Consider the following 22315-nt stretch of genomic DNA (forward strand, 5'->3'; position numbering starts at 1 on the left):
AAATTTTTTTTACCTCTTTCAAGTTTTTATCAAACTTTTTAAGTTAAAATACTCATTTTATTTTCAATAAGGAAAATTCATGACTACTCTTTTAATTATTTTGCAATTTGCAATTGTTGTGATTATTTGTATTGCGGTTTTATTACAAAAAAGTTCAAGCATAGGACTTGGAGCTTATAGTGGAAGTAATGAAAGTTTATTTGGAGCAAAAGGTCCTGCGGGATTTTTGGCTAAATTTACTTTTGTAATGGGTGTTTTACTTATTGCTAATACAATTGCTCTTAGCTATATGTATAATAATGCTAATTCTAACTCACTTGCTGAAAAAGCAGAACAAATTTTACCAAAAGCACCTGAGACAAACACAACTAACATTCCAGTTGCACCAAGTGCCCCAATTAGCGAAAGCAACACTAGCAAATAAAAAGGATAAACCATGCTAAATGAAATTTATACCAAACAAAAACAACAATCAGATAAAAGCTTAGAGGCCTTAAAAAAAGATTTTACCACTATAAGAACTGGTAAAGTAAATATCAACATACTTGATCATATTCATGTTGATTATTATGGTAGTGTAACCCCGCTTAATCAGGTAGCAACAGTTTTAGCAACCGATGCTTCAACTATTAGCATTACTCCTTGGGAAAAATCAATGCTAAAAGCTATAGAAAGTGCTATAGCTGCAGCAAATATAGGAGTAAATCCAAACAATGATGGTGAAAGTGTGAAATTATTCTTTCCACCTATGACAAGAGAACAAAGAGAAGAAAATGCTAAAAATGCCAAAGCTATGGGAGAAAAGGCTAAAGTGGCTATTAGAAACATTAGAAAAGACGCAAATGATGCGGTTAAAAAATTAGAAAAAGATAAAGCAATTTCAGAAGATGAAGCCAAAAAAGCTTATGATGAGGTTCAAAAACAAACTGATAATTACACAGCAAAAGTAGATGAATTAGTTAAAAACAAAGAAGCAGAACTTTTAAAGGTTTGATAATGAACTTAGAACAAATTTATAAAGATTGTGGGGCATACCTACAAGGGCATTTCTTGCTTAGCTCAGGGAAACACTCTGAGTTTTACCTTCAAAGTGCTAAAGTTTTAGAAAATCCAAAACTAGCAGGTGAACTTTGTGAGGAGCTTGCAAAAGTTATTGCTAGTTTTGATATTGAATTTGATAGCATTTGTTCTCCTGCCTTGGGTGGAATTTTAGCAGGTTATGAGCTTGCTAGAGCTTGCAATAAACGCTTTATTTTCACTGAGCGCGTAGAAGGAGTGATGAGTCTTAGACGTGGTTTTGAAGTAAAAAAAGGCGAAAAATTTATCGTTTGTGAAGATATTATTACAACAGGTGGTTCTGCACTTGAGAGTGCAAAAATCATCGAAAGCTTAGGTGGGGAAGTAGTAGGCTTTGCAGCTTTAGCAAATCGTGGTTTTTGCGCGGTAAAAAATTTAAACAATCCAAGAAAAGAAAACGCGAAATTGCCTGAAAATTTACCACTTTTTGCACTAGGAAATTTTGAATTTGATATTTATGAAGCAAATGCTTGTCCACTTTGTGAAAAAGGCACCAAAGCTATCAAACCTGGTAGTCGTGGAAACTAATGAAAACTAAAGCAAAAATAGCTACTCGCTTTTTAAGATTTAAAGCTTTTTTGATTGATCTATTTTTGCTTTATGTGCCTATTTTATATTTATTTTATTTTACACTTGGCTCTAAAGAAGCCTTTTTAAACAATCAACTTATAATTTTTTTATGTTCTTTAATTTTTGGGCTTATACAGGCCTTATTTTTAGCAAAAAAAGCTCAAAGTCCTGGACTTAAAGCTTATGATTTATATTTAATTGATCTTAAAAATGGCCAAAAACTTAATTTTTTTAGAATACTCTTACGCTATATAATTTTTATCGTAAGTTTTGGTTTATTGATTGGGTTTTTGGTAAGTTTTTTAAGAAAAGATACTTTGGCTTTGCATGATATTTTAAGCCAAAGTGTTATTGTCACAAAGGTAGAAAAATGAATAGAAAAAGAATTTATAATCCAAAATCAAATGAAACTTTAAATGATAGAAAAGTATTTAATGGTAATCCTCATGGGATTTTAAATTTTACTAAAGCAAAATACACTTGGGCTTTAAAGCTTTGGGATTTAATGGAGGCAAATACTTGGTTTCCAAAAGAAGTAGATACAACCAAAGATGCACTTGATTATCGCTGTAATCTAACCGTAGCAGAAAAAAGAATGTATGATTTAGTTTGGTCTCAACTTATCTCAATGGATAGTTTTCAAACAAACAACCTTGCTGATAATATCAATCCTTACATCACAGCACCTGAAATCAATGCAGTTTTAGCAAGACAAGCTTATGAAGAAGCAAATCACTCAAAATCTTATGCAGTAATGGTTGAAGCAATCTGTGAAAATACAGACTTAATTTATGAAATGGAAAAACATGATGAAACTTTAAGAGAAAAAAATGATTTCATTTCAAGCATTTATGAAGAATTAGCCGGTGAAGTAGATGATAACAAACTATTACTTGCAATGGTAGCAAATCAAATCTTAGAAGGAGTATATTTTTATAGTGGTTTTACTGCTATTTATGCTTTAGCGCGCGCAGGGAAAATGCTAGGATCAGCACAAATGATACGCTTTATACAAAGAGATGAGATTACACATTTGCTATTATTTCAAAATATGATTAATTCTGTGCGCAAAGAAAGACCTGATTTGTTTAATGATACCAATGTAAATAAAATCTATGATATGTTTAAAAAAGCAGGTGAACTTGAAATTAAATGGGGTAAATACATCACTCAAAATCAAATCATGGGTTTTACAGATGATATTATAGAAGAATATATTCATTATCTTGTTGATCAAAGACTAATTGCAATTAATCTTGATAAAATCTATAATGCAAAACATCCTATTAAATGGGTAGATGATTTTTCTAAATTTAATGATCAAAAGAGTAATTTCTTTGAAAGCAAGGTTACAAATTACTCCAAAGGAAGCTTAAGTTTTGATGACTTCTAAGTCTCAAAACTACTCATTTTTTTATACTTTTTAAATCAAATCTCTTTTTCAGTTTAATATTTTATTTTTATTTATTCTAATATAGTAAAATCGGCGGTTTTTATTTTATTTCAAAGGGGAAATGATGGAGTTTTTAGAACTTTTGTTAATCTTTATCGCCATAGTCCTCATGATAGTTAAACCAGAAAAAGAAAAATTAGCTTTTTCTATACTTGTAATTTCATGGGCTATTATGGTATTTGACTATTTAGGTCGTAAATCAGGCGCAATCTTAGGCCTAATGAATCTATAAGGTGGCAAATATGTGTGATATTAACAAAACTAAATTCTTTTATTTTTTAATGTGCTTAGCAGGCTTTTTGGTTATTTTATTGCCTGTTGGAATTGCAAATTTAATCTTTGGCTATATGCTAGGTGATAGCCCTTGTACTTCTTGCTGGGGTCAAAGAGAATCAATGATTTTCATCGGCGTAGCGGCTTTATTTGTTGTACGTTATGGTATGAAAGGTAAATTTTTAGCTTTCCTTTTAATCGCAACAGCTTTTGGTTTATGGCAATCATTTAATCATATAAGCGGCCATGCACACCGTGATCTTGATCAAGGTTTTGGTTTACCTATTTTTGGTTTACATACTTATTTTTGGGCTGAAGTGGTATTTTGGGCTGTAGTTTTACTACTTGGTGTTATTTTTGCCTTTGCTCCAAAATTTGGTTCTTTTGAAAAAGAAATGGAAGGATCTAGCTTTAGAAAATTAACTAAATTTAATCTAGCTGCTATGGTTATTGTTGCTTTTATTGTAGCTTCAAATGTATTCCAAGCTTTTGTAAGCACTGGTCCTGTTCCATATAGCGGACAAGGCGATCCGGTTCGTTTTAGTTTAAATCCAAAATATATCATTTGGGATGATTCAGGTTGGAGCAAAAGCTGGAAAAGCATTTCTTTCTTAGGAAAACGCGACGTTAAAGAACCTGACTTTGCTTTTGCGCCTGCTAGTGAAAAACTAGGTATTCAATTTGATAATAATATTAGCAATGCTCCATTTGCAAGTATTGATGAAAATCTAAAAATAACAAATGAAACAAAAATTGATTTTCCTAAAGCTATCAATACACTTGATTATATCAATGGAGAATATGTTGCAAGTTCAAAATGGGAAGTATTTTTCCTAGATAATAATTTTAGCACTAAAGTTGATTTTGTTTTAGATCCATATTTTTCAGCTACAATCAACCCTATCATAGGAATTATCCCTTATCTAGACAATAAATACATCTTAATGGGTTCTAATAAAACTTTCTTAAGATTTGCTCAAAATCCTAATGCAAATGAGGCTTTACAATATGCTGATTTTATGAAAGGGGCAAATAATTTCGAAGGTCAAGGCAAAGATCTTGGTCGTGGTAGAATTGATACAGTTAGAGCTAAATTCCATCACATCTTAAGCACAACTACCGATGGAAAATATATGTATACAGCAACTGTTCCAAACAATAAAGACGCTAAAACTTTTGTAATTTCTAAAATTTCTTTAGCAGATAGAGTTCTTTCAGCTGAATTTACTCCTAAAGCTGATCTAAAGGAAGGGAAAACATTAGGTGATCTTTATGTAACTTCAATGGCATTTAAAGACGGTAAAATTTATGCATTAAGCAAAAAGCATAATGTTATTGCTGTAATTGATCTAGACAAAGAAGAAGTTGTAAAAACCATTTCTTATCCAGAAAATATAACTAATGCAAGAAGTTTATTCTTTAAAGATGGCAAAATGCATATCTTATCTTATCAAGATGGATCAAATATCCTTTATACACTTGATTAATCTTAAGGCGTTTTTACGCCTTAAGGATTTTAAAGCTAGATAAATAAAATTTAAGATAAAATAACACTTTTTATCAAGGGGTGCTTATTGATTCATATATTTGAACAAAAACAATGTCAAACTATGGCAGAAGAAATTCGCAAAAATACTTTCATCAATGAAGAATTATTTGAAGCTTTTTGTTCCACTCCAAGAGAAATTTTTTCACCTTTAAAAATGCATGCTTATAGACTTGATGCACTTCCTTTAATGGGCAATCAATGGATAAGCTCGCCTTTAACCGTAGCTAAAATGACTATGGCACTTGATTTTAAAGATGCTGATAGTGTTTTAGAAATAGGTTGTGGTAGCGGGTATCAAGCTGCGATTTTAAGCAAACTCATAAGAAGAGTTTTTACCATAGAGCGCATTGAAAAACTTGCAATTAGCGCTATAGAAAAATTTAAAAAACTAAACTATGCTAATATCCATGTAAAATTTGATGATGGACAAAATGGTTGGAAAAATTATGCACCATATGATAGAATTTTACTCTCAGCTTATATAGAGCATATTCCAAATGTATTGTTTGATCAACTTGAAAACAATGGAATTTTAGTAGCTCCTTTACTCATAGGAAATCAACAATTTATCACTAAATTTACCAAAAAAGATGGCGAGATTAGCAAAGAGGTTTTAGATGAATGTCTTTTTGTACCCATCAAAGATGGTAAAGAATAATCTTGCTAATTTTTAAGATAAATATTTAATTTTAATATAATTATTTTTAAACATAAGCTTTTTATAGGGGATATTTTTTTATAATTATATTAAAAAGGAATATTATGAGTTTAAAAAAAATACTTTTTGGTTTATTTACCACTAGCATGCTTTTTGCCTATGAGCAAATGCCTCAAAATGCCTCACACGGAAATTTTATAGACAAAGATAAATGGAAAAATTTAGATAAAAACTGGATTTATTGTGAAAGTGGGTTAAATCAAGATTTTATTAATATAAACAGTAAAAAGGCTACAAATAAAAATCATTCTTTAGAATTTAACTATTCAAATGATTCTTTTGGTTTAATAAATGATGGTTATACCATAAAAATGCATTTTGCAAGCAATGGAAGCTATATCGTGCTAGATAATACAAGTTATAATTTATCTCATTTTCACTTTCATAGCCCATCAAAAATTTCTATTAATAAAAAATCTTATCCTTTAGAAATTCATTTTAGCCATGTAAATCAAAAAGGCGATATAGCAGTAGTTGTACTGTTTTTACAAGAAAGTGCGGAAAATCCTTTTATTAAAAAAATCATCCGTGCTTTTCCTAAAAAAGAAGGCGATAAACTTTATGTTCAAGGCTTAAGTGCTAATGAGTTATTACCAAATGACCTTCAATCTTTTTATATCTTTAAAAATAAACTCAACAAGCCTTGTAATCAAAAAATCACTTGGATAGTTTTAAAAGATATAAGCTATGCCTCTAAAGAGCAAATCCAAACCATACAAAATTTAATGGGAAAAAATGAGAATTTAAAAATACAAGAAATTAATAATTTAGAACAAAATGATTAAGTAAGCTAAACTTAATCATGTATAAAAGCTTGGATTTTTTCTAAATTAGCTCTAAAAAGTTTAAAATTTAACTCACTTGAAATTTTCAAATCAGCAAAAAAAGGATTTTTCAAACTTGCTATAAGCAAGTAATCATCTTTTTTCAAAACTCTTTGTGTAGAAAATTCTTTATCCTTTGCTTTTTCAAAAATACTTTCATTTGAGTTGATATCTTCTTTTAATTTCTTACTATAAAGCAAAACTCCACAAAAGAAATTCCCAAATTCATCTTTAAATTTCACATCATAAAGAATAAAATCATCAAAAACAAAAGAATTTTGAGAATGATAAGTTTTTAAAGAAAAATCAAAAGCAATTTTTTCAAAATCTTTTTGGCCAAAGCCTTGTTTGTCAAATTTAGCATTGTTTTGTTTTAAAAATTCCTCACACATTTTAAACACAAGCTCATTGCGTCCCCACATAAGCTTTCTTCCTAAAATTCTAAAAAACAAAACTCCTGCTAAAACAGCAAAAAATAAAGCTATGATCACATCTTTGCTAAATTGAAAAGCAAGAAAAAATACAACCAAAGCTTCAGCAAATGCTAAAATTTGCAAAGCTTTGAGTCTTTTATTTAAAGCTTGTCTTATGGCTTCAAAATCCATTAAGACTTAGCCTTTTCCATTCTTTTTCTTTGAGTAGGATCAAGATATCTTTTTCTAACTCTAATATTTTGCGGAGTAACCTCTACAAGCTCATCTTCTTCTATCCACTCTAACGCTCTTTCAAGGCTTAATTTTCTAGGTGGCACAAGCTTAATTGCATCATCACTTCCACTTGCTCTAACATTAGTTAAATTTTTACCTTTAATAGGATTAACATCTAAATCATTTGGGCGTGAATGCTCACCTATAATCATACCTGTATATACTTTTGTTTGAGGATCAATAAATAATACCCCTCTATCTTGTAAATTAAACAAAGAATACCCTAGCGCAACACCATTTTCCATAGAAATTAACGCACCATTATTTCTTTTTTCAACTGCCCCGCTAAATGGACGAAACTCTAAAAAGCTATGGTTCATCACACCCTCGCCTTTAGTATCTGTTAAAAATTGTGATCTAAATCCTATAAGCCCGCGCGCAGGAATTTCAAACTCAAGTCTTGTTTGACCATCTCCAGTTGGTGTCATAGTTTTCATTTCAGCTTTTCTTTTACCTAATTTTTCAATCACAACCCCAGTAAAATCATCAGGCACATCAATCACTAAATGCTCAAATGGTTCTGTTTTAACTCCATCTTCTACCTTAACGATAACCTCAGGCCTTCCCATACAAAACTCAAAACCTTCTCTACGCATATTTTCAGCCAAGATAGTTATTTGCAGTTCACCTCTTCCACTTACTTTAAATTTACCCTCGCCTGTACTTTCATATTTCATAGCAATATTAGTTTTCATCTCCGCTTCTAGACGTTCTGCGATTTTATTTGAAGTTACATGCTTGCCTTCAGTACCTGCTAAAGGACCATCATTTACTGAGAATACTATGCTTAAAGTTGGTTCTTCTATATGTAAAGGATCAAGAGGCATAGGATTGTTTGGATCTACCACACTATCTCCCACATCTAAAGCTTCAAAACCTGCAATCGCTACAATATCACCTGTTCCTGCTTCCTCAATGTCCATTTTTTCTAGACCCATAAAACCAATAAGTTTTGAAATTCTTCCATTGATTTTAGAACCATCTGCCTTAGCAAGCATTACATTTTGATTTTTCTTTACTTTACCATTAAAAATTCTTGCAATGCCTATTTTACCAACGAAATTATCATAACCTAGAGTAAAAACTTGAAGCTGTAAAGGATTTTCATCACTACCACTTGGAGCAGGCACGCGCTCAAGTATAGTCTTAAACAACGGCTCCATATTAGTGCTTTCATCTTCAAGTGCAAGTTTTGCATAACCATTTTTAGCAGCCGCATAAACTACAGCAAAATCAAGCTGTTCATCATTTGCCTCTAAAGCCACGAAAAGATCAAAAATTTCATTGATTACTCTTTCAGGATCAGCAGCTGGTTTGTCAATTTTATTAATAACAACAATAGGTTTAAGCCCTAAAGATAAAGCCTTTTTTACCACAAATTTAGTTTGAGGCATAACACCTTCTTGTGCATCAACTAAAAGCAAAACTCCATCAACCATTTTTAACACACGCTCAACTTCACCGCCAAAATCAGCATGGCCTGGAGTGTCTATGATGTTTATTTTAGTGCCTTTATAATTAATAGCAGTATTTTTAGAAAGTATAGTAATACCTCTTTCTTTTTCTATATCGTTGCTATCCATTACGCGCTCTGCTATTTGCTCACGCTCACTAAAAGTTCCTGATTGCTTTAAAAGCTCATCTACCATTGTTGTTTTACCATGATCAACGTGAGCTATAACAGCTATATTTCTAATATTATCCAAGTTTTTCTCCAAAGTCTTAAATTTAAAATCTAATATTATATAAAAAAAATGCTTAAAAATTAAGATTAGCAAATTGGAACACTTGTTGCTTTTGTCTTGGATAAGAATTATTTTTAAGGAGAAAAATATGTCAAATCTAGGAACTCAAATCTTTAACGCTAACTTAGAAAAACAAGGAACTTCAGTTTTAAATAGTAAGCATTTTATGGAACTTTTAAATTATTTAGAAGTTGTAAATTCAAATGAAGAAAAAGAACTAAACTATGCAAAACTTTCAAGTAAAGTAAGTGAAATTTTGGATGATGTTCATAATGAAAATGCAGTTTTAAATGCTAAAAATATAGAAGAATTACTAGTAATATTTAAAAACTTTAATCTTTCTCATGAAAATTTAAAACTTGATTGTGCAGCGCAATTGCAAAGTTTATTTCCAAATTTAGCAAAAAATAATTTTTTAGTAGGTTAATTAATGTCAAATATCCAAGCTAGCGATGCTTTAAACTTACTAAGCATCGCTCCACAAAATGAAAATCCTAGCAAAGAAAGTGCTAATTCAAATAGCGATGGAGAAGAATTTTTAAATTCACTATTGCAAGCTATAGATGAAAAAGATGGAAGTTTACCAAAAGACTTTAAAGTACCACAAAAAGAAAATAAAAACGAAAGCTTAAAAGAAACCATTGACGATAAAGTTCAATTAGACGAAAAGGATGCTTTAAAGCTTTTTGAAGGTGCAAATTTTATGCAAATTCTTTCTTTACTAGAAGTTTTACAAAGTGATAGCAAGGATATAAAATTAAACAAACTTGTCCAAGATAATACTGCTATTTTAGCTCTTGAAAAAAACCTACACAAGTTAAAAAATATAAAAAATATCAATGAGCTTTTTAATATAGCAAAAGAACTTGGATTAAATATAAAAAATATAAAATTTGAACAAATCAAAGATTTAAAAGAAGCTTTTCCAAATCTTGATAAAAAAGGTTTTTTTGAAAATGCAAAACAAAACAATACTAATGTTTTTCAAGATTTAATCAATCAAAAAATCACCAAACTTTTAAAAGAAGAACCAAATACAAATAAAAATATAAAAAGCAAAGAAAACGAAGGTGTTTCTTTACTTTCTTCTGCTTTAAAAAACATAGAGCTTCCAAAAAAAGATGTAAAAGTAAAAGAAAATATTCAAAATATAGATTTCAAAGAAAAATTTATAGAAAAAATTCAAGATAACAAAGAAACAAAAGACATAAAAAATATTAATAAAAATGATATAGAACTCATTAATCTAACTCAAAATTCAAACTTAAAAAAAGAAATTAAGGATAAAGAAAAAATAGATTTTAAAGAAATATTAAAAAATGAAAAATTAACTACCAGTGAAGATAGTTTTAGTAAAAAAATAAGTTCTGTTTTAGAAAATTCAAAGGACTTAAAAACTGAATTAACAAATACAAAAAATACTCAAAATTTACAAAATCAAGATTTAAAAATTAATTTAGAGAATTTATTAAATCCTCAAGAAAAACAATTAAAAACAGAAAAAAATACTCAAAACACAGATGTTTTTAACGATATTTTCAAAAACACCACAGAATTTACAAAAGATGATAGTGATCATAATGAAGAAAATTTAAATTCTTACGTGAAAGAAATGAATAGAGTTTCTAATAATTTTGTGAAAAACCAAAATATTCCTATGAAAGAAACTTTCAATGATTTTGCCCAAGAATTTAAAGACAAACTAGAAAGTTATAAAGCACCTATAACTCGCTTTAGTATAACTCTAAACCCGCATAATCTTGGAGAAGTAGAAGTTACCTTAGTCCAAAGAGGATCTAATCTAAACATCAGCTTTAATTCTAATCAAAATACCTTAAATCTTTTCATACAACATCAAGCTGAGTTTAAAAACGCTCTTGTAAACATGGGCTTTACAAATTTAGAAATGAATTTTAATAATCAAGAAAGAAAAGAACAAAATAATCAACAAAAACAAAAAAATAACAATAATAAAGAAGATAAGGTGAATTTCGAAAAAGAAATTCAAGAAAAACCAAGCTTAGAAATGGTTTTAGCAAAATATTTTTAAATGGAATATTTTTTGCTTTAAGCTTTAAAAATATATAAAAAAGGATTTTTATGTCAAATATAAATACACAAACTCTTCAAGGTCCTTTAGCAACACTTAATACTAAAGATATGCCAAATACAAAAGGAAACGCTAGAGCCGGAGAAGGCGATAGTGGGTTGATTTATAACCCTGGAGCAGAACTTGACAAGGATGCATTTTTAAAGCTTCTTTTGATAGAACTTCAACACCAAGATCCAACCGATCCTATGGATACTGAAAAAATGCTTACTCAAACAGCACAACTTTCAGCACTTGAAATGCAAGATAACACCAATAAAACCATGACTCAACTAGTAGATGCGATGGCAAAACTACAAAATTCTATTGCAGCAAGTACCGGTATGAGTGCATTAGCTGCAGTTGGAAAACTTGCAACAGTTAAAGATGATTATCTTGTGGTAGCAGATGATGATATACAATTTCAAATTAATATGTATTTACCAAAAGAACCACAAAAAGGTAAAAAGACTGATATTGACACTGAAGGTTTTGAACTTAAGAAAAATGGTGAAGATAAACTAGACATTACAGGTAAGGTAGATAAAGAAATAGCAGGGCCTGGAGAAACTATATATGTAAAATTAGTTGATGATAAAGGCCAAGAAGAAACTGTTAAAGCAGTAGTTGGTGAGGATCAAACCTTTAAAATTATAGGACATACTCCAAGCGTTGATATCAAAACAGCTAAGATTGATTCAGCTTATAAATCAGATAGCGAACCTGTAACATTTACTATTTATAACGAAGCAGGTGATCCTGTAAGAACAATGAAAGTTAAAGATATGACTGCGGGTATGAAACAGATTGTTTGGGATAGAACAGATGATAGTGGAAATCCTGTGCCATCTGGTAAATACTATGTAAGAGCAAGTTATATAGGTGAAGATGGAACAACAGTTAACTCAACTTATGGTGCTTATCCTATCACCGGTGTAAGATTTGAAGATGGTGAAGCTCTAGTTGGTATGGGCGGTAGCTGGGTTAAATGGGAAGATATTAAAGAAATTACAGGATAAAATCATGTTTACAGCATTTTACAATGGAGTAAATGGAGTAAAATCCCAAAGTTATGGCATAGACAATACTGCTCATAATATAAGCAATGTCAATACAGTCGGTTTTAAATACTCCGATGTAGCTTTCAAAGATGTATTTTATAGCACCATAACAACGCAATCATATAATAAAGGTCAAACTGGTTATGGTAGTGTAGCAGGAGCTACAAATGATGTTTTTGAACAAGGACCACTAGTTTCTACTGATAATGAATTTGATGTGGCTATTGCTGGAAAGGGCTTTTTTGGTGTAAGTAATGCCAATGGAGTTTATTATACTAGAAATGGCGCTTTTAAACCTGATGCAAATGGATTTTTAGTAGATTCAAATGGTAATTATGTGCTTGGAACTATGAATCCATCATTAAAAGAAATTCAGCTAAGCGATAGGGTTTCTAATATGTTTGGTCAAGCTATGGGACAAAAAGTTACCACAGCTTGGAGTGGAACACCTGGAGAAAATTTCCAAATAGGTGGAGTTAATACCCAAGGGCCTATTTCTGTGCCTAAAAATCTTTATTTACTACCTCAACCAACACAAAATATCACTTGGAGTGGAAATTTAGACACAAGCACCAAAACAGAAGCAGTGAACGTAGATGTAGATGCTTCTAAATTTGAATTTAGCAAAAATGAAGATGGTAGTGTAAAAATTTCAGGTAGTGTAAAAGATGAGCAAATTTTTGGTTTAAAGCCTGGTGATACTATATATTTTAAAATTACTGATGAAAAAGGTGCTAGTCAAACATTACAAGCTACTTTAGATGAGAATTTGGCTTTTAGTATTGACAATCAAAAACTAGATAAAGTAGATTTAGAAACAGCTAAGTTAGAATCATCTCATTTAAGTGTAGAAAAAGAAGTAGCTGATAGCACAGAACTTTCTGCAAAATTAATTAATCCTGATGGTTCTACTAGTTGGATTAAGGTTAAATTAGATAGAGTTTTACCGCAAAATGGCACAGATTTAGAGTACAAAGCCGTTGCTCAAGTATATGATAATGATGGCAATAAAATAGGTGGAACTACCGAAGGTTTAATCACCTTTAATGAAGCTGGAGCTTTGGTATCTAGTACTCTAAACTCAGTTGATAATAACGGAACAAAAGTCAATATAAACCTTGGGTCTTATTATGATCCAAATATACCAAATTCAGGTTATGATGGACTTCATGCTTTAAAAAATAAACAGCCTTCAGTACACACACAAACAGATGGCAAAGGTGAAGGGTTTTTAAATAATTATTCTATCAACACAGATGGTACCATCATCGCCACTTTTACTAATGGCGATCAAATAGCTATGGCAAAACTTGCTTTGTTTAATTTTACCAATGAACAAGGTTTGGAAAAGCTAGGAGAGAATCTTTATGGACAAACAGGAAATAGCGGTAATCCAACCTTTTTGCTTGATGATAATGGAAATTTCAGCACAGCAACCTTTAAAGGCTCTTATTTAGAGCAATCAAATGTAGATTTATCCGTAGCATTTACAAACTTAATCACTTTGCAAAAAGCTTATGATTCAAGTAGTAAAAGTATCACAACAGCTGATCAAATGATACAAAAAGCAATCAACATGAAACGCTAATTTTAGCCTTTCATGATGGTTCTTTTGAATTTTTTTCTAAAATATATTTTATTTCTTGCTCAAAAAATTCATACACCCTAAGTTGCACTAAAGCTTCTTCTTCATTTTTATCCATCAAACGCTCAAGTCTATGAAAATTAATCTTTTTTGCATATCTTGGATTTTTCTTTAAAAGTGAAGCAATATTTTTAAGTAAAGCGTCTAAACTAAGCTCATTTTTTAAAACTCTATCCACATATTCTTTAGAAGTTTGCACTAAAATAGCCTGCCTGCTTTTATCAACTGGATAAACTTCACTTGCAATATCAGCCAAAACTTGCCAAATTTCTGCTTTTATAGTCTTATTTGCCACAATAATAGCAGCAAAAGATTTTGCTCTAAATTCTAAAGATAAATGACTAGGAACAAAAAATTCTCTAAATTTAGATAAAAAATTTGCAAATATACTCAACATACTTCACCTCAATGTTTTTTAAGATATTTTAAGGTATTATTTCAACTGCCTTCTCTTAGACCTGTGCAATGCTATTTTTAAGCACCGCTTCAGGGTGGGAACACAGCAGAGCACTTAGACTTAGTGTGTGCCGCAGTCATCTGGGAGAGGGTTTTAAAGTTTAAAATATCCTTTAATATCCTCACAAATTCTAAAGAAATTTACCCCATTAATAGTCGGATTTGTTTTAAAATATTCATACATTCCCACAAAACCACTTTCAAGCTCTTTAGACTTTACTCCATAGCTAATCGATAAAGCTGCTTCTATAAAAGCTGCTAATTTATCACAATATTTCAAAGCCTTTCCATCAATAGCTTTAAAACGATCTTCATTAACCGCATCTAAACTACCACTATAAACACTTGGCTTGTTATTAAAAATACGATTTTCAAATTCATTTTTTACAAAGGCACTTTCTTCGTTTTGTCCTTCTCTAATACCAAGTATATAGCTAAATTCCTCTCTAAAAGATAGTGGTATAAAAGGTAAAATTTTCTCATTAATAAGCTTCATTTCATACTCATTGATGATTTCATTTAACCCATCTATGCCATATTTTACCGGAGAGATGATATCCCTAGTTAAACTTTCAGGCAAATCATGAAACAAAGCACAATAAAAATTGCTTTCTATTCTACCATCGCATGCTTTTACTTCTAAAGAATAAAAATAAGACAAAATAGCTACCACAAGCATATGTCCTAAAACTGCAGTTTCTGGAATCCTTGGAGTTTGCGCCCATCTTTTTTGAAAACGCAAACGCCCGCTTAAATCAATTATTTTAGAAATTTTTTGGTTAAGAGCTATTTTTCTTGCACCGATTAATTCATAATAATCTTCTAATTCTTCTTCAACCTTAGCCTTAATCTCATCAATATCACTTAAAAACGAGCTAGTTTGATAAACTATATTAAACTCCCACCTTGTCGCAAAATATGAAGCAGCTTTTAAAATAAGCCTTTCTTTAGCATAATCTTTACCTTGTAAAAAAAGCTCATAGCGTTTTAAAAACTCACCATTTTCAATATCTTGAATCATCGGTGCGATTTTACTTAACACCCAAGCGCTTACCTGCTCATTTTTTGCTCGTGTTATCTCATGGTACACATCAGGGCGTATATCAGTCACTACTACCCTGCTTAAAAACTCAAAAATCCCCGCTTCTATGATAAAGCGCATATTGACATCTTTTTCCATTTTAGCAATGAAATAAGCAATGATAAATTTATGCGCTTGTTTATCAAGTTCGACTAAATTTGTCATTCTAGGATAATCATTCCATCTTGATATAGAAGCTGCTTTAAAAATATGCTCTATTAATTCTACACTAATCATTTATTTCCTTTTTTTGCTGTGATTTTACTTTATTTTATAATCTTTAGCAAATTTTATTTTGATATTATGATTTGATATTTTATTGTAAAATAATCTTTAAAACTTATCATCAACATAAATACGAGGTTCTACCATGATTAAATTAAACAACGAACAAGGTTTTGTAAATATAAATGGTAAAAAAATGATGTGGCCGATTTTTGATGAAGTTTTATTTTTTCACAATGATATAGCAACAGTAAAACTCAATGGCAAGTGGGGCTTAATAAATAAAAATGGAGATTTTATAATAAACCCAATATATGACTATATTAGTCACCTTAATGAAAATTTTATAACTATTCAAATAGGTAATAAGTACGGTTTCGCTGACAAAAACGGAAAAATTATAACTGAACCAAAATTTGACGATACAAATGGTTTTTACGAAAATTTGATATCGGTTTTAATAAATGACAAATGGGGTTTTATTGACACAAATGGAGAATTTATAATAAAACCTAAATTTGATTATGCGGGAAATTTTAACGAAGGACTTGCAGATATAAAACTAAATGAAAAATGGGGGTTTATAAACAATAAAGGGGAAATTGTTATAAACCCTATATTTGATGAAGTAGAGAGTTTTAGCGAGGGCCTCGCAAAGATAAAATTAAACGAAAAATTTGGGTTTATAGACAAAAGTGGAAATATTGTTATAAACCCTATATTTGATGAAGTAGAGAGTTTTTATAATAAAGCCGCAATAGTTCAGCTAAATGGAAAATGGGGCTTTGTAGATACTAGCGGAAACATTATAAAATAGCAAATATAAATTTGATATTATTCCAATTACTAGAACTTTTATTTTCGCATACTCATTATAATTTTAGCAAATTAAAAACTTTCTATATCGCTTAACTTAAGATAAATTTCATCATTTTTACTAAGCTCTTTATGATGATAAATGCTAAAAATATGTCCTTCCAAACTCACGCTTAACTCATAAAAATCCCCATAAAATACGCATTCTAAAACACTAGCTTTTAAAGGAGTTTGTGAAGTTGAAATTTGTATATCATTAGGGCGTAAAATGCCATTTTTACTTTGCAAATATACTTTAAATTTCTCATCTAAAATTGTATTTGGATCTATAAAAAATGCTTCTCCCAAAAAGCAAGCACTATCTATATTTTTAGGCTTATAAAAAAGCTCTTTGGCACTTCCATAGTCTAAAATTTTCCCATCCTTAATCAAAGCGATATTATCTGATAAATAAAAAGCATCGTCTTTATCGTGTGTGACAAAAATAGCACTAAGCTTATGCTCTTTTAAGATATTTTTGATTTCTTTGCGCATTTTAACGCTTAAAGTGTGATTTAAATTTGAAAAAGGCTCATCAAAAAGTATGATTTTTGGCCTTGCAACTATGGTTCTTGCTAGTGCTACTCTTTGGGCTTGCCCACCGCTTAGCTCATTTGGATAGCGCTTTAAAAGTGTATTTAAATTTAAAATTTCTAAAACTTCATCAAGCCTTTGTTTTTGCTCGTTTTTACTTAAAGAGTCTATACCAAAGCATATATTTTCTTCTACATTTAAGTGCGGAAATAAAGCATAATCTTGAAACAAAACTCCAACATCACGCTCTTGTGGGGCTAAATACACACTCTTAGAAGCAACTAGTTTATCCCCTATACAAATACTGCCATCATTGATTTCAAAAAAACCTGCTATACAACCAAGTAAAGAACTCTTACCACATCCACTTTCTCCCAAAATACTGACAATCTCACCTTCTTTTAAGCTCAAAGAAATTCCTTTTAAAACTTCTGTTTTTCCAAAAGATTTGTAAAGATTGTCAATTTTTAAGATTTCCATTATTGTCCTTTTTGGTTGTTTTTATTTTGCAAATAATGCATTAAAAATGTAGGGATAATCCCAAATAACACTATAATCAAAGATGGCAAAGAAACATTATAAATTAATTCATTTTCACTATAAGCAAATACAAGCGATGAAAGAGTTTGAAAACCTGATGGTGAAAGTATAGTCGAAATAGGCAATTCTTTTAAAATATCCACACAAATAATCACCACAGCCAAAGCTAAATAGTGCTTCATCAAAGGAAAATGAATTTGAGTGAAAATTTTAAGTGGTTTTGATTTTAAGGTTAAATTCGCATAGTCTATGTTTTTAGAAATTCGCTCATAGCCTGATTGAGTTGCAAAAATCCCTGAAGCTAAAAATCTTACAAAATATCCAAAAAATAATACTAAAAATCCACCACCTATGGCGTATTCAAACGATAAAAGATCAAAAATATAATTTAACACACCCAAAATCACTAAAATTCCCACAGCTACCACAGCTCCAGGTAAAGAATACCCCAAAGTCGTAAGCCAAAGAATGATTTTAGAAGCTTTTGTATCGTTTAAACGCACCACAAAACACAAATAAAATGCCACCCCCACAATAGTAAAAGAACTCACCAAAGCCACGCTAAGACTATAAAATGCAGGTGTTAAGACATTGCTTAAATTTTGCATAAAATCAAACCCGGCCCAATAAACAAGCCATATAATAGGCACGACAAAGGCTAAAAATGCCACTAAAAAGCACCATAAAAAGGCTAAAAATGCCTTTAAGCCTTTTAACTCATCTTTTGGAGTAGGTAAAAATACATTTTGATTAAAGCCTTTTTTGCCTCTTTGAATTTTTTCTAAAAGCATTAAAAGTGCGATAAACACTAGCAAAGCCACGCTTAAAGCCACAGCACTCACTTCATCACCGCCACTTCCCCATGTTCTAAAAATTCCTGCACTAAAAGTATCTACGCCAAAATACGCCACCAAGCCATAATCACTCAAAACCTCCATAGCCACCAACAGCAAAGCACCCACTATACCCACACGGCAAAATGGCAAAATCACTTTGAAAAATGTTTTTAGATTAGAAGCCTTAAGTGTTTTAGCACTTAAAATGATATTACCAAGTCCATAAGCAAAGGTATTTTTAGCAAAAAAATACACATAAGGGTAAAGTGCAAAAGATAAAATCACAATCACACCATATGCATTCATGATATCTATACGCCTATCAATGCCTAAAAAAGTAGGGATTAAACCTTGAAATTCAAACAAATCAATCCAAACAAAACCCATCACATAAGAAGGTATAGCCAAAGGTAAAATCAAAAACCATTCAAAAAATTTCGAGCCAAAAAATTTATAAAAAGCTATCAAATAGGCACTAACTAAACCTATAATCAAACACAATACTAAAGTACCAAACAATATAAAAGCACTACCAAAAATATATCGTGGCAAGACATTTTTACTCAAATGTTTTAAGGTGTTAATATCTATAAAAGGAAGGTGCAAGATGATGGCAAGTATAGGCAGTATGATTAAACTACAGAAAAAAAAGGTGGCAAAAGACCACCTTAGACTTAAAAATTTCAAATTTTATTTTTCCTTAATTATTTCCATTGAACTTCATCAAAAATCATTAAAGCTTCTTTAGCATTACCCCAGTAAGCTTCAAAATTTGGTTTTTCGATTTTAAACTCGCCCCATGATTGTAAAATTTTAGCAGGTTTTACTTCTTTATTTACCGGATACTCATAATTTTGGTTTGTTAAAATTTCTTGTGCTTCTTTTGAAAGCATAAACTCGATAAATTTAACCGCAGCTTCTTTATTTTTAGAAGTTTTTAAAACACCTATACCACTTACATTAATATGCGTTCCTCTACCATCTTGGTTTGGAAAAATCACTTTTACTGAATTTGCAGCTTCAACATCTTTAGGATTTTTTGAATTTGCCAAGTGTCCTAGATAATAACTATTTGATATAGCCACATCGCCTTCTTTTGCATAGATTGCACGAATTTGATCACGATCCCCACCCTTTGGAGTACGTGCAAGATTATTTGCTATACCTTGTGCCCATTCTTTTGCTTTTTCTTTACCCAAAGTATCAATCATTGCACTTAATAAAGAGATATTATAAACATTATTTGAACTTCTTACTAAAACTTTACCTTTAAATTTAGGATCAGTTAAATCCTCATAAGTTTTAATCTCTCCATCTTTGATTCTATCTTTAGAAGCGATGATGATTCTTGCTCTTGTTGTAAAAGCATACCATTCGTTGTTTTTACCTCTTAGCTCTTTTGGAGAAAGTTTTTCTAACTCAGGTGAGCTAATTGAAACAAAAAGATTATTTGTGCGAACTTGTTCTAAATTTCCCGCATCAGCAGTCATAAACAAATCTGCCTTTGAATTTTTACCTTCAACTTCTAATCTTTTAGCAAGCTCATTAGCCTTAGCTTGCACCACATTTACACTAATGCCTGTTTTTTCTTGAAATAATTTGAAAATTCCTTTATCAGAATCATAATGACGATGAGAATAAATCGTAAGCTCTTGAGCGCTTAAACTCATAGCAGCTAATAAAGATAGTAAAACTACTTTTGCTTTCATTTTATAAATTTCCTTAATTTTAAATTTTGAAATTGATAAGGATTATTATATTAATAATTCACTTTATATTTACTTAAATTGATACACATAATCATTTTAAAATAAAATGATACAAAATTAACATAAATCAAGATATTTTTTCTCTCATTTTTATATAATCACCAAAAATACAATATGCAAAGGAGAAAAAATGACTCAAGAACAAATTCAAATCATCAAAGATTGTGTGCCAATTTTACAAAAAAATGGCGAAGTTTTAACTAAAGAATTTTATAAAATCATGTTTGAAGAATACCCTGAAGTAAAACCTATGTTTAATATGGAGAAACAAGCTTCAGGAGAACAACCAAAAGCTTTAGCAATGGCTATTTTAATGGCAGCAAAAAATGTAGAAAATTTAGAAAATATGAGAAGCTTTGTTGATAAAGTAGCTATTACTCATACAAAATTAAATGTCAAAGAAGAGCATTACCCTATAGTAGGCGCTTGTCTTTTAAAAGCTATTAAAGTAGTGCTAAATGCAGATGAAACTACACTAAAAGCTTGGGAAGAAGCTTACAAAGCTATCGCACAATTTTACATAGACATTGAAAAAGAAATTTATGCAAAAGCTAAGTAATAATAGGCTTTGATTTCAAAGCCTAGAATTTTTCTACTGCATTTTTAGCTAGTTCTTTTATATCGCCCTTTAATTCACAAATTTGACCATTTTGTGCGAGTAAAATTCTATCAGCCATATCAAAATATACATCATCATGAGTTATAGCAAATATAGTAATGCCTTTTTGCTTCAAAAGTGGCAAAAGTTTAGTATAAAAAAACTTTCTAAACATAGGATCTTGATCAGCTGCCCACTCATCTAAGATCAAAATATCCCTTTTTTCAAGTAAAGCATTAAGCATAGCAAGACGCTTTTTTTGTCCAGCTGAGAGCTTTATAGTGCTAAAAGTATTTCCCACAAGCTCTACTTTTTCATTAAGTTCTAAAATTTCAAGCCAGTATGCCAAGTCTTCTTTGCTAAATTTCTCATCTTCTAAAACATGCTCAAACAAATGAAAATCACTAAAAATAGCACTAATTAAACTTCTATACTCGTAAATATTTTCCGAAGTTACTTTTTCATCATCTAAAAAAATATCCCCTTTAAAATCTGTAAAAAGTCCTGCTAAAATCATAGAAAAAGTAGATTTACCACTACCATTTTTACCTATTAAAAATACACATTCGCCTTTTTTAAGCTCAAAATTTACAGGTTTTAGTGCAAATTTTTCATTGTATGCAAAAGATACATCTTTAAAAGAAAGTTTTTGCCAAGTTTTTTTATTTTGACTGAGTTTAAACTCATGAGAATAATTTTCTAAATTTAAATTTGAAATTTTATCTAAAGCGATTTTTGCCATCATAAGCGTAGGAAAACTTCCTATCATAGCTCCAAGTGGCGCTCTTAAAAAAAGCACACTTAAAGCTATAGTTGTAGCACTTTGCAAACTAGCAAGCTCATAATTTAAAGCTATATAAAACTCCACTCCTACCAAAGCTAGCATAGCGCTATTGCTCCAATTGTTAGATAAAATATGCAAGATATTTCCCATAGTGGAGCTTTTTTTCTTTTTCAAAGCATTTTTTTCAAACTCATTTTCATAATAATACTTTGCTCTTAAAGGATTTAAGGTTAATTCCTTATGCCCTTGTAAAATATTTTGATAGTTTTTTTGCAAAGCATCATCATTTTCTCTAGCATTTTTAAAATAAAAATATACCTTGCTCATCAAAAAATTATCCACCAAAAAAACACACACTATCCATGCTAAACACAAAAAGAAAATTTCTAAAGAAAGATAAGCTATATAAGCACTCACACAAATAATCAAAACACTTGATTGTATAAATTCAGGAAGCCTTAAAAGCCCAAAAGAAATACTACGCACATCATTATTTAAAGAAGCTAAAATCTTTGCTTTAGTAGTATTTAAAATACTCAAAACACTTGTATCTAAAATTTGCTTTACAACCCTTCTTTGCATTTTAAAAATAAAGCTTTGTCCAAACGAGCTTAGAGCAATTTCTACAAAAGAAGAACTCGCAAAAAACACAAGCAATAAAAGCACAAAATACACAATGATATTTGAGTTTTCAAGACTAGCTTTTAATAAAAACTCATTGATGAAAACTAAAGTTAGCACACCTAATATACTCGTAAAAATACTAAAAAGTAAAAAAAGAATGATTTTAAGTTTATTTTCTTGAAATAAAATCCATAAAAAACTCACAATGATACCTTTTTAAACAATAATTATAAAATTATAACAATTTATTTATAATATAAATTTTACTCAAAAAACCTATTTTGCAATACATTCAAACGTTT

The 22315-nt window shown here is 30.3% G+C and carries 23 protein-coding genes and 1 other RNA gene; 16 read left to right on the forward strand and 8 right to left on the reverse strand.

Features of this window, described 5'->3' with window-relative positions:
* The first annotated feature begins 79 nt into the window (after positions 1–79).
* From secG to L8U00_RS05800, 9 genes are all read left to right on the forward strand, one after another.
* A complete protein-coding gene (gene secG, locus L8U00_RS05760) occupies positions 80–424 on the forward strand; it encodes a preprotein translocase subunit SecG (RefSeq protein ID WP_012662194.1) in 345 nt (114 codons plus the stop codon).
* A 12-nt stretch (positions 425–436) separates the two neighbouring features.
* Positions 437–994, forward strand: a complete 558-nt coding sequence (gene frr, locus L8U00_RS05765) for a ribosome recycling factor (RefSeq protein ID WP_263708841.1) — start codon at positions 437–439, stop codon at positions 992–994.
* A 2-nt stretch (positions 995–996) separates the two neighbouring features.
* Positions 997–1605 carry an orotate phosphoribosyltransferase gene (gene pyrE, locus L8U00_RS05770; protein ID WP_263708842.1) on the forward strand — a complete coding sequence of 203 codons (609 nt, stop codon included), beginning with the start codon at positions 997–999 and terminating at the stop codon, positions 1603–1605.
* Complete coding sequence (locus tag L8U00_RS05775; protein ID WP_263708843.1) at positions 1605–2021, forward strand: RDD family protein; 417 nt, start codon at positions 1605–1607, stop codon at positions 2019–2021. Before pyrE ends, L8U00_RS05775 begins: the two co-directional genes overlap by 1 nt.
* Positions 2018–3040, forward strand: coding sequence for a ribonucleotide-diphosphate reductase subunit beta (locus L8U00_RS05780; RefSeq protein WP_263664043.1), 1023 nt, complete (start codon positions 2018–2020; stop codon positions 3038–3040). Before L8U00_RS05775 ends, L8U00_RS05780 begins: the two co-directional genes overlap by 4 nt.
* 121 nt (positions 3041–3161) lie before the next feature.
* On the forward strand, positions 3162–3332 hold the full coding sequence (locus L8U00_RS05785; protein WP_306810257.1) for a dihydroneopterin aldolase: 171 nt from the start codon (positions 3162–3164) through the stop codon (positions 3330–3332).
* Between the two features lie 10 nt (positions 3333–3342).
* Positions 3343–4860, forward strand: coding sequence for a disulfide bond formation protein B (locus tag L8U00_RS05790; RefSeq protein WP_263683129.1), 1518 nt, complete (start codon positions 3343–3345; stop codon positions 4858–4860).
* A 90-nt stretch (positions 4861–4950) separates the two neighbouring features.
* A complete protein-coding gene (locus L8U00_RS05795; RefSeq protein WP_263664091.1) occupies positions 4951–5580 on the forward strand; it encodes a protein-L-isoaspartate(D-aspartate) O-methyltransferase in 630 nt (209 codons plus the stop codon).
* A 104-nt stretch (positions 5581–5684) separates the two neighbouring features.
* The gene (locus tag L8U00_RS05800; protein ID WP_263708844.1) at positions 5685–6425 is read left to right on the forward strand and encodes a carbonic anhydrase family protein; all 741 of its coding nucleotides are present in this window, start codon (positions 5685–5687) and stop codon (positions 6423–6425) included.
* A gap of 11 nt (positions 6426–6436) precedes the next feature.
* Here the strand turns inward: L8U00_RS05800 and L8U00_RS05805 are convergent, their stop codons facing one another.
* Together L8U00_RS05805 and typA are read right to left on the reverse strand one after the other, a co-directional pair.
* Complete coding sequence (locus L8U00_RS05805) at positions 6437–7069, reverse strand: poly(A) polymerase (protein WP_263708845.1); 633 nt, start codon at positions 7067–7069, stop codon at positions 6437–6439.
* A complete protein-coding gene (gene typA, locus L8U00_RS05810; RefSeq protein ID WP_039629177.1) occupies positions 7069–8877 on the reverse strand; it encodes a translational GTPase TypA in 1809 nt (602 codons plus the stop codon). The genes L8U00_RS05805 and typA overlap by 1 nt, the downstream gene beginning before the upstream one ends.
* 127 nt (positions 8878–9004) lie before the next feature.
* Between typA and L8U00_RS05815 the strand changes: the two genes are divergently transcribed.
* From L8U00_RS05815 to L8U00_RS05835, 4 genes are read left to right on the forward strand one after another with little or no spacing between them, the layout of a single operon-like run.
* The gene (locus L8U00_RS05815; protein ID WP_263708846.1) at positions 9005–9343 is read left to right on the forward strand and encodes a hypothetical protein; all 339 of its coding nucleotides are present in this window, start codon (positions 9005–9007) and stop codon (positions 9341–9343) included.
* Between the two features lie 3 nt (positions 9344–9346).
* Positions 9347–10966, forward strand: coding sequence for a flagellar hook-length control protein FliK (locus L8U00_RS05820; protein ID WP_263708847.1), 1620 nt, complete (start codon positions 9347–9349; stop codon positions 10964–10966).
* A gap of 50 nt (positions 10967–11016) precedes the next feature.
* Positions 11017–12024, forward strand: a complete 1008-nt coding sequence (locus L8U00_RS07840) for a flagellar hook capping FlgD N-terminal domain-containing protein (RefSeq protein WP_412175425.1) — start codon at positions 11017–11019, stop codon at positions 12022–12024.
* Positions 12025–12028: 4 nt separating this feature from the next.
* Positions 12029–13654, forward strand: coding sequence for a flagellar hook protein FlgE (locus tag L8U00_RS05835; protein WP_263708848.1), 1626 nt, complete (start codon positions 12029–12031; stop codon positions 13652–13654).
* Positions 13655–13664: 10 nt separating this feature from the next.
* On the opposite strand, the gene L8U00_RS05840 is transcribed toward L8U00_RS05835, so the two are convergent.
* Positions 13665–14108: a hypothetical protein gene (locus tag L8U00_RS05840; protein ID WP_263708849.1), complete on the reverse strand. Its 444-nt coding sequence runs from the start codon at positions 14106–14108 to the stop codon at positions 13665–13667.
* Between the two features lie 52 nt (positions 14109–14160).
* Between L8U00_RS05840 and ffs the strand changes: the two genes are divergently transcribed.
* Positions 14161–14258, forward strand: an RNA gene (gene ffs, locus L8U00_RS05845) — signal recognition particle sRNA small type.
* A gap of 3 nt (positions 14259–14261) precedes the next feature.
* Here the strand turns inward: ffs and L8U00_RS05850 are convergent.
* Positions 14262–15485, reverse strand: a complete 1224-nt coding sequence (locus L8U00_RS05850) for an HD domain-containing protein (RefSeq protein WP_039629186.1) — start codon at positions 15483–15485, stop codon at positions 14262–14264.
* 133 nt (positions 15486–15618) lie between these two features.
* On the opposite strand from L8U00_RS05850, the gene L8U00_RS05855 reads away from it, so the two are divergent.
* Positions 15619–16290: a WG repeat-containing protein gene (locus L8U00_RS05855; protein ID WP_263708850.1), complete on the forward strand. Its 672-nt coding sequence runs from the start codon at positions 15619–15621 to the stop codon at positions 16288–16290.
* Between the two features lie 71 nt (positions 16291–16361).
* Here L8U00_RS05855 and L8U00_RS05860 read toward each other — a convergent pair whose 3' ends face one another.
* From L8U00_RS05860 to L8U00_RS05870, 3 genes are read right to left on the reverse strand one after another with little or no spacing between them, the layout of a single operon-like run.
* On the reverse strand, positions 16362–17342 hold the full coding sequence (locus L8U00_RS05860; RefSeq protein WP_263708851.1) for an ABC transporter ATP-binding protein: 981 nt from the start codon (positions 17340–17342) through the stop codon (positions 16362–16364).
* Positions 17342–18925 (reverse strand): ABC transporter permease, encoded by a 1584-nt coding sequence (locus L8U00_RS05865; RefSeq protein WP_263708852.1) that lies wholly within the window; start codon positions 18923–18925, stop codon positions 17342–17344. Before L8U00_RS05865 ends, L8U00_RS05860 begins: the two co-directional genes overlap by 1 nt.
* 17 nt (positions 18926–18942) lie before the next feature.
* Positions 18943–19947 carry an extracellular solute-binding protein gene (locus L8U00_RS05870; RefSeq protein WP_263708853.1) on the reverse strand — a complete coding sequence of 335 codons (1005 nt, stop codon included), beginning with the start codon at positions 19945–19947 and terminating at the stop codon, positions 18943–18945.
* Positions 19948–20137: 190 nt separating this feature from the next.
* On the opposite strand from L8U00_RS05870, the gene cgb reads away from it, so the two are divergent.
* Positions 20138–20566 (forward strand): single-domain globin Cgb, encoded by a 429-nt coding sequence (gene cgb, locus L8U00_RS05875; protein WP_263677516.1) that lies wholly within the window; start codon positions 20138–20140, stop codon positions 20564–20566.
* 22 nt (positions 20567–20588) lie between these two features.
* Here the strand turns inward: cgb and L8U00_RS05880 are convergent, their stop codons facing one another.
* Positions 20589–22217 carry a multidrug ABC transporter permease/ATP-binding protein gene (locus L8U00_RS05880; RefSeq protein ID WP_263708854.1) on the reverse strand — a complete coding sequence of 543 codons (1629 nt, stop codon included), beginning with the start codon at positions 22215–22217 and terminating at the stop codon, positions 20589–20591.
* Positions 22218–22315: the final 98 nt, after the last annotated feature.

This window comes from Campylobacter sp. IFREMER_LSEM_CL2256 (assembly GCF_025771645.1).
In the GTDB taxonomy this organism is placed as follows: domain Bacteria; phylum Campylobacterota; class Campylobacteria; order Campylobacterales; family Campylobacteraceae; genus Campylobacter_D.

What these genes read in the sequence shown, in the direction of transcription:
- secG (WP_012662194.1), top strand. Translation starts at nt 80, where the DNA reads ATGACTACTCTTTTAATTATTTTGCAATTTGCAATTGTTGTGATTATT.
- frr (WP_263708841.1), top strand. Translation starts at nt 437, where the DNA reads ATGCTAAATGAAATTTATACCAAACAAAAACAACAATCAGATAAAAGC.
- pyrE (WP_263708842.1), top strand. Translation starts at nt 997, where the DNA reads ATGAACTTAGAACAAATTTATAAAGATTGTGGGGCATACCTACAAGGG.
- L8U00_RS05775 (WP_263708843.1), top strand. Translation starts at nt 1,605, where the DNA reads ATGAAAACTAAAGCAAAAATAGCTACTCGCTTTTTAAGATTTAAAGCT.
- L8U00_RS05780 (WP_263664043.1), top strand. Translation starts at nt 2,018, where the DNA reads ATGAATAGAAAAAGAATTTATAATCCAAAATCAAATGAAACTTTAAAT.
- L8U00_RS05785 (WP_306810257.1), top strand. Translation starts at nt 3,162, where the DNA reads ATGATGGAGTTTTTAGAACTTTTGTTAATCTTTATCGCCATAGTCCTC.
- L8U00_RS05790 (WP_263683129.1), top strand. Translation starts at nt 3,343, where the DNA reads ATGTGTGATATTAACAAAACTAAATTCTTTTATTTTTTAATGTGCTTA.
- L8U00_RS05800 (WP_263708844.1), top strand. Translation starts at nt 5,685, where the DNA reads ATGAGTTTAAAAAAAATACTTTTTGGTTTATTTACCACTAGCATGCTT.
- L8U00_RS05805 (WP_263708845.1), bottom strand. Translation starts at nt 7,069, where the DNA reads ATGGATTTTGAAGCCATAAGACAAGCTTTAAATAAAAGACTCAAAGCT.
- L8U00_RS05815 (WP_263708846.1), top strand. Translation starts at nt 9,005, where the DNA reads ATGTCAAATCTAGGAACTCAAATCTTTAACGCTAACTTAGAAAAACAA.
- L8U00_RS05820 (WP_263708847.1), top strand. Translation starts at nt 9,347, where the DNA reads ATGTCAAATATCCAAGCTAGCGATGCTTTAAACTTACTAAGCATCGCT.
- L8U00_RS07840 (WP_412175425.1), top strand. Translation starts at nt 11,017, where the DNA reads ATGTCAAATATAAATACACAAACTCTTCAAGGTCCTTTAGCAACACTT.
- L8U00_RS05835 (WP_263708848.1), top strand. Translation starts at nt 12,029, where the DNA reads ATGTTTACAGCATTTTACAATGGAGTAAATGGAGTAAAATCCCAAAGT.
- L8U00_RS05840 (WP_263708849.1), bottom strand. Translation starts at nt 14,108, where the DNA reads ATGTTGAGTATATTTGCAAATTTTTTATCTAAATTTAGAGAATTTTTT.
- L8U00_RS05850 (WP_039629186.1), bottom strand. Translation starts at nt 15,485, where the DNA reads ATGATTAGTGTAGAATTAATAGAGCATATTTTTAAAGCAGCTTCTATA.
- L8U00_RS05855 (WP_263708850.1), top strand. Translation starts at nt 15,619, where the DNA reads ATGATTAAATTAAACAACGAACAAGGTTTTGTAAATATAAATGGTAAA.
- L8U00_RS05860 (WP_263708851.1), bottom strand. Translation starts at nt 17,342, where the DNA reads ATGGAAATCTTAAAAATTGACAATCTTTACAAATCTTTTGGAAAAACA.
- L8U00_RS05870 (WP_263708853.1), bottom strand. Translation starts at nt 19,947, where the DNA reads ATGAAAGCAAAAGTAGTTTTACTATCTTTATTAGCTGCTATGAGTTTA.
- cgb (WP_263677516.1), top strand. Translation starts at nt 20,138, where the DNA reads ATGACTCAAGAACAAATTCAAATCATCAAAGATTGTGTGCCAATTTTA.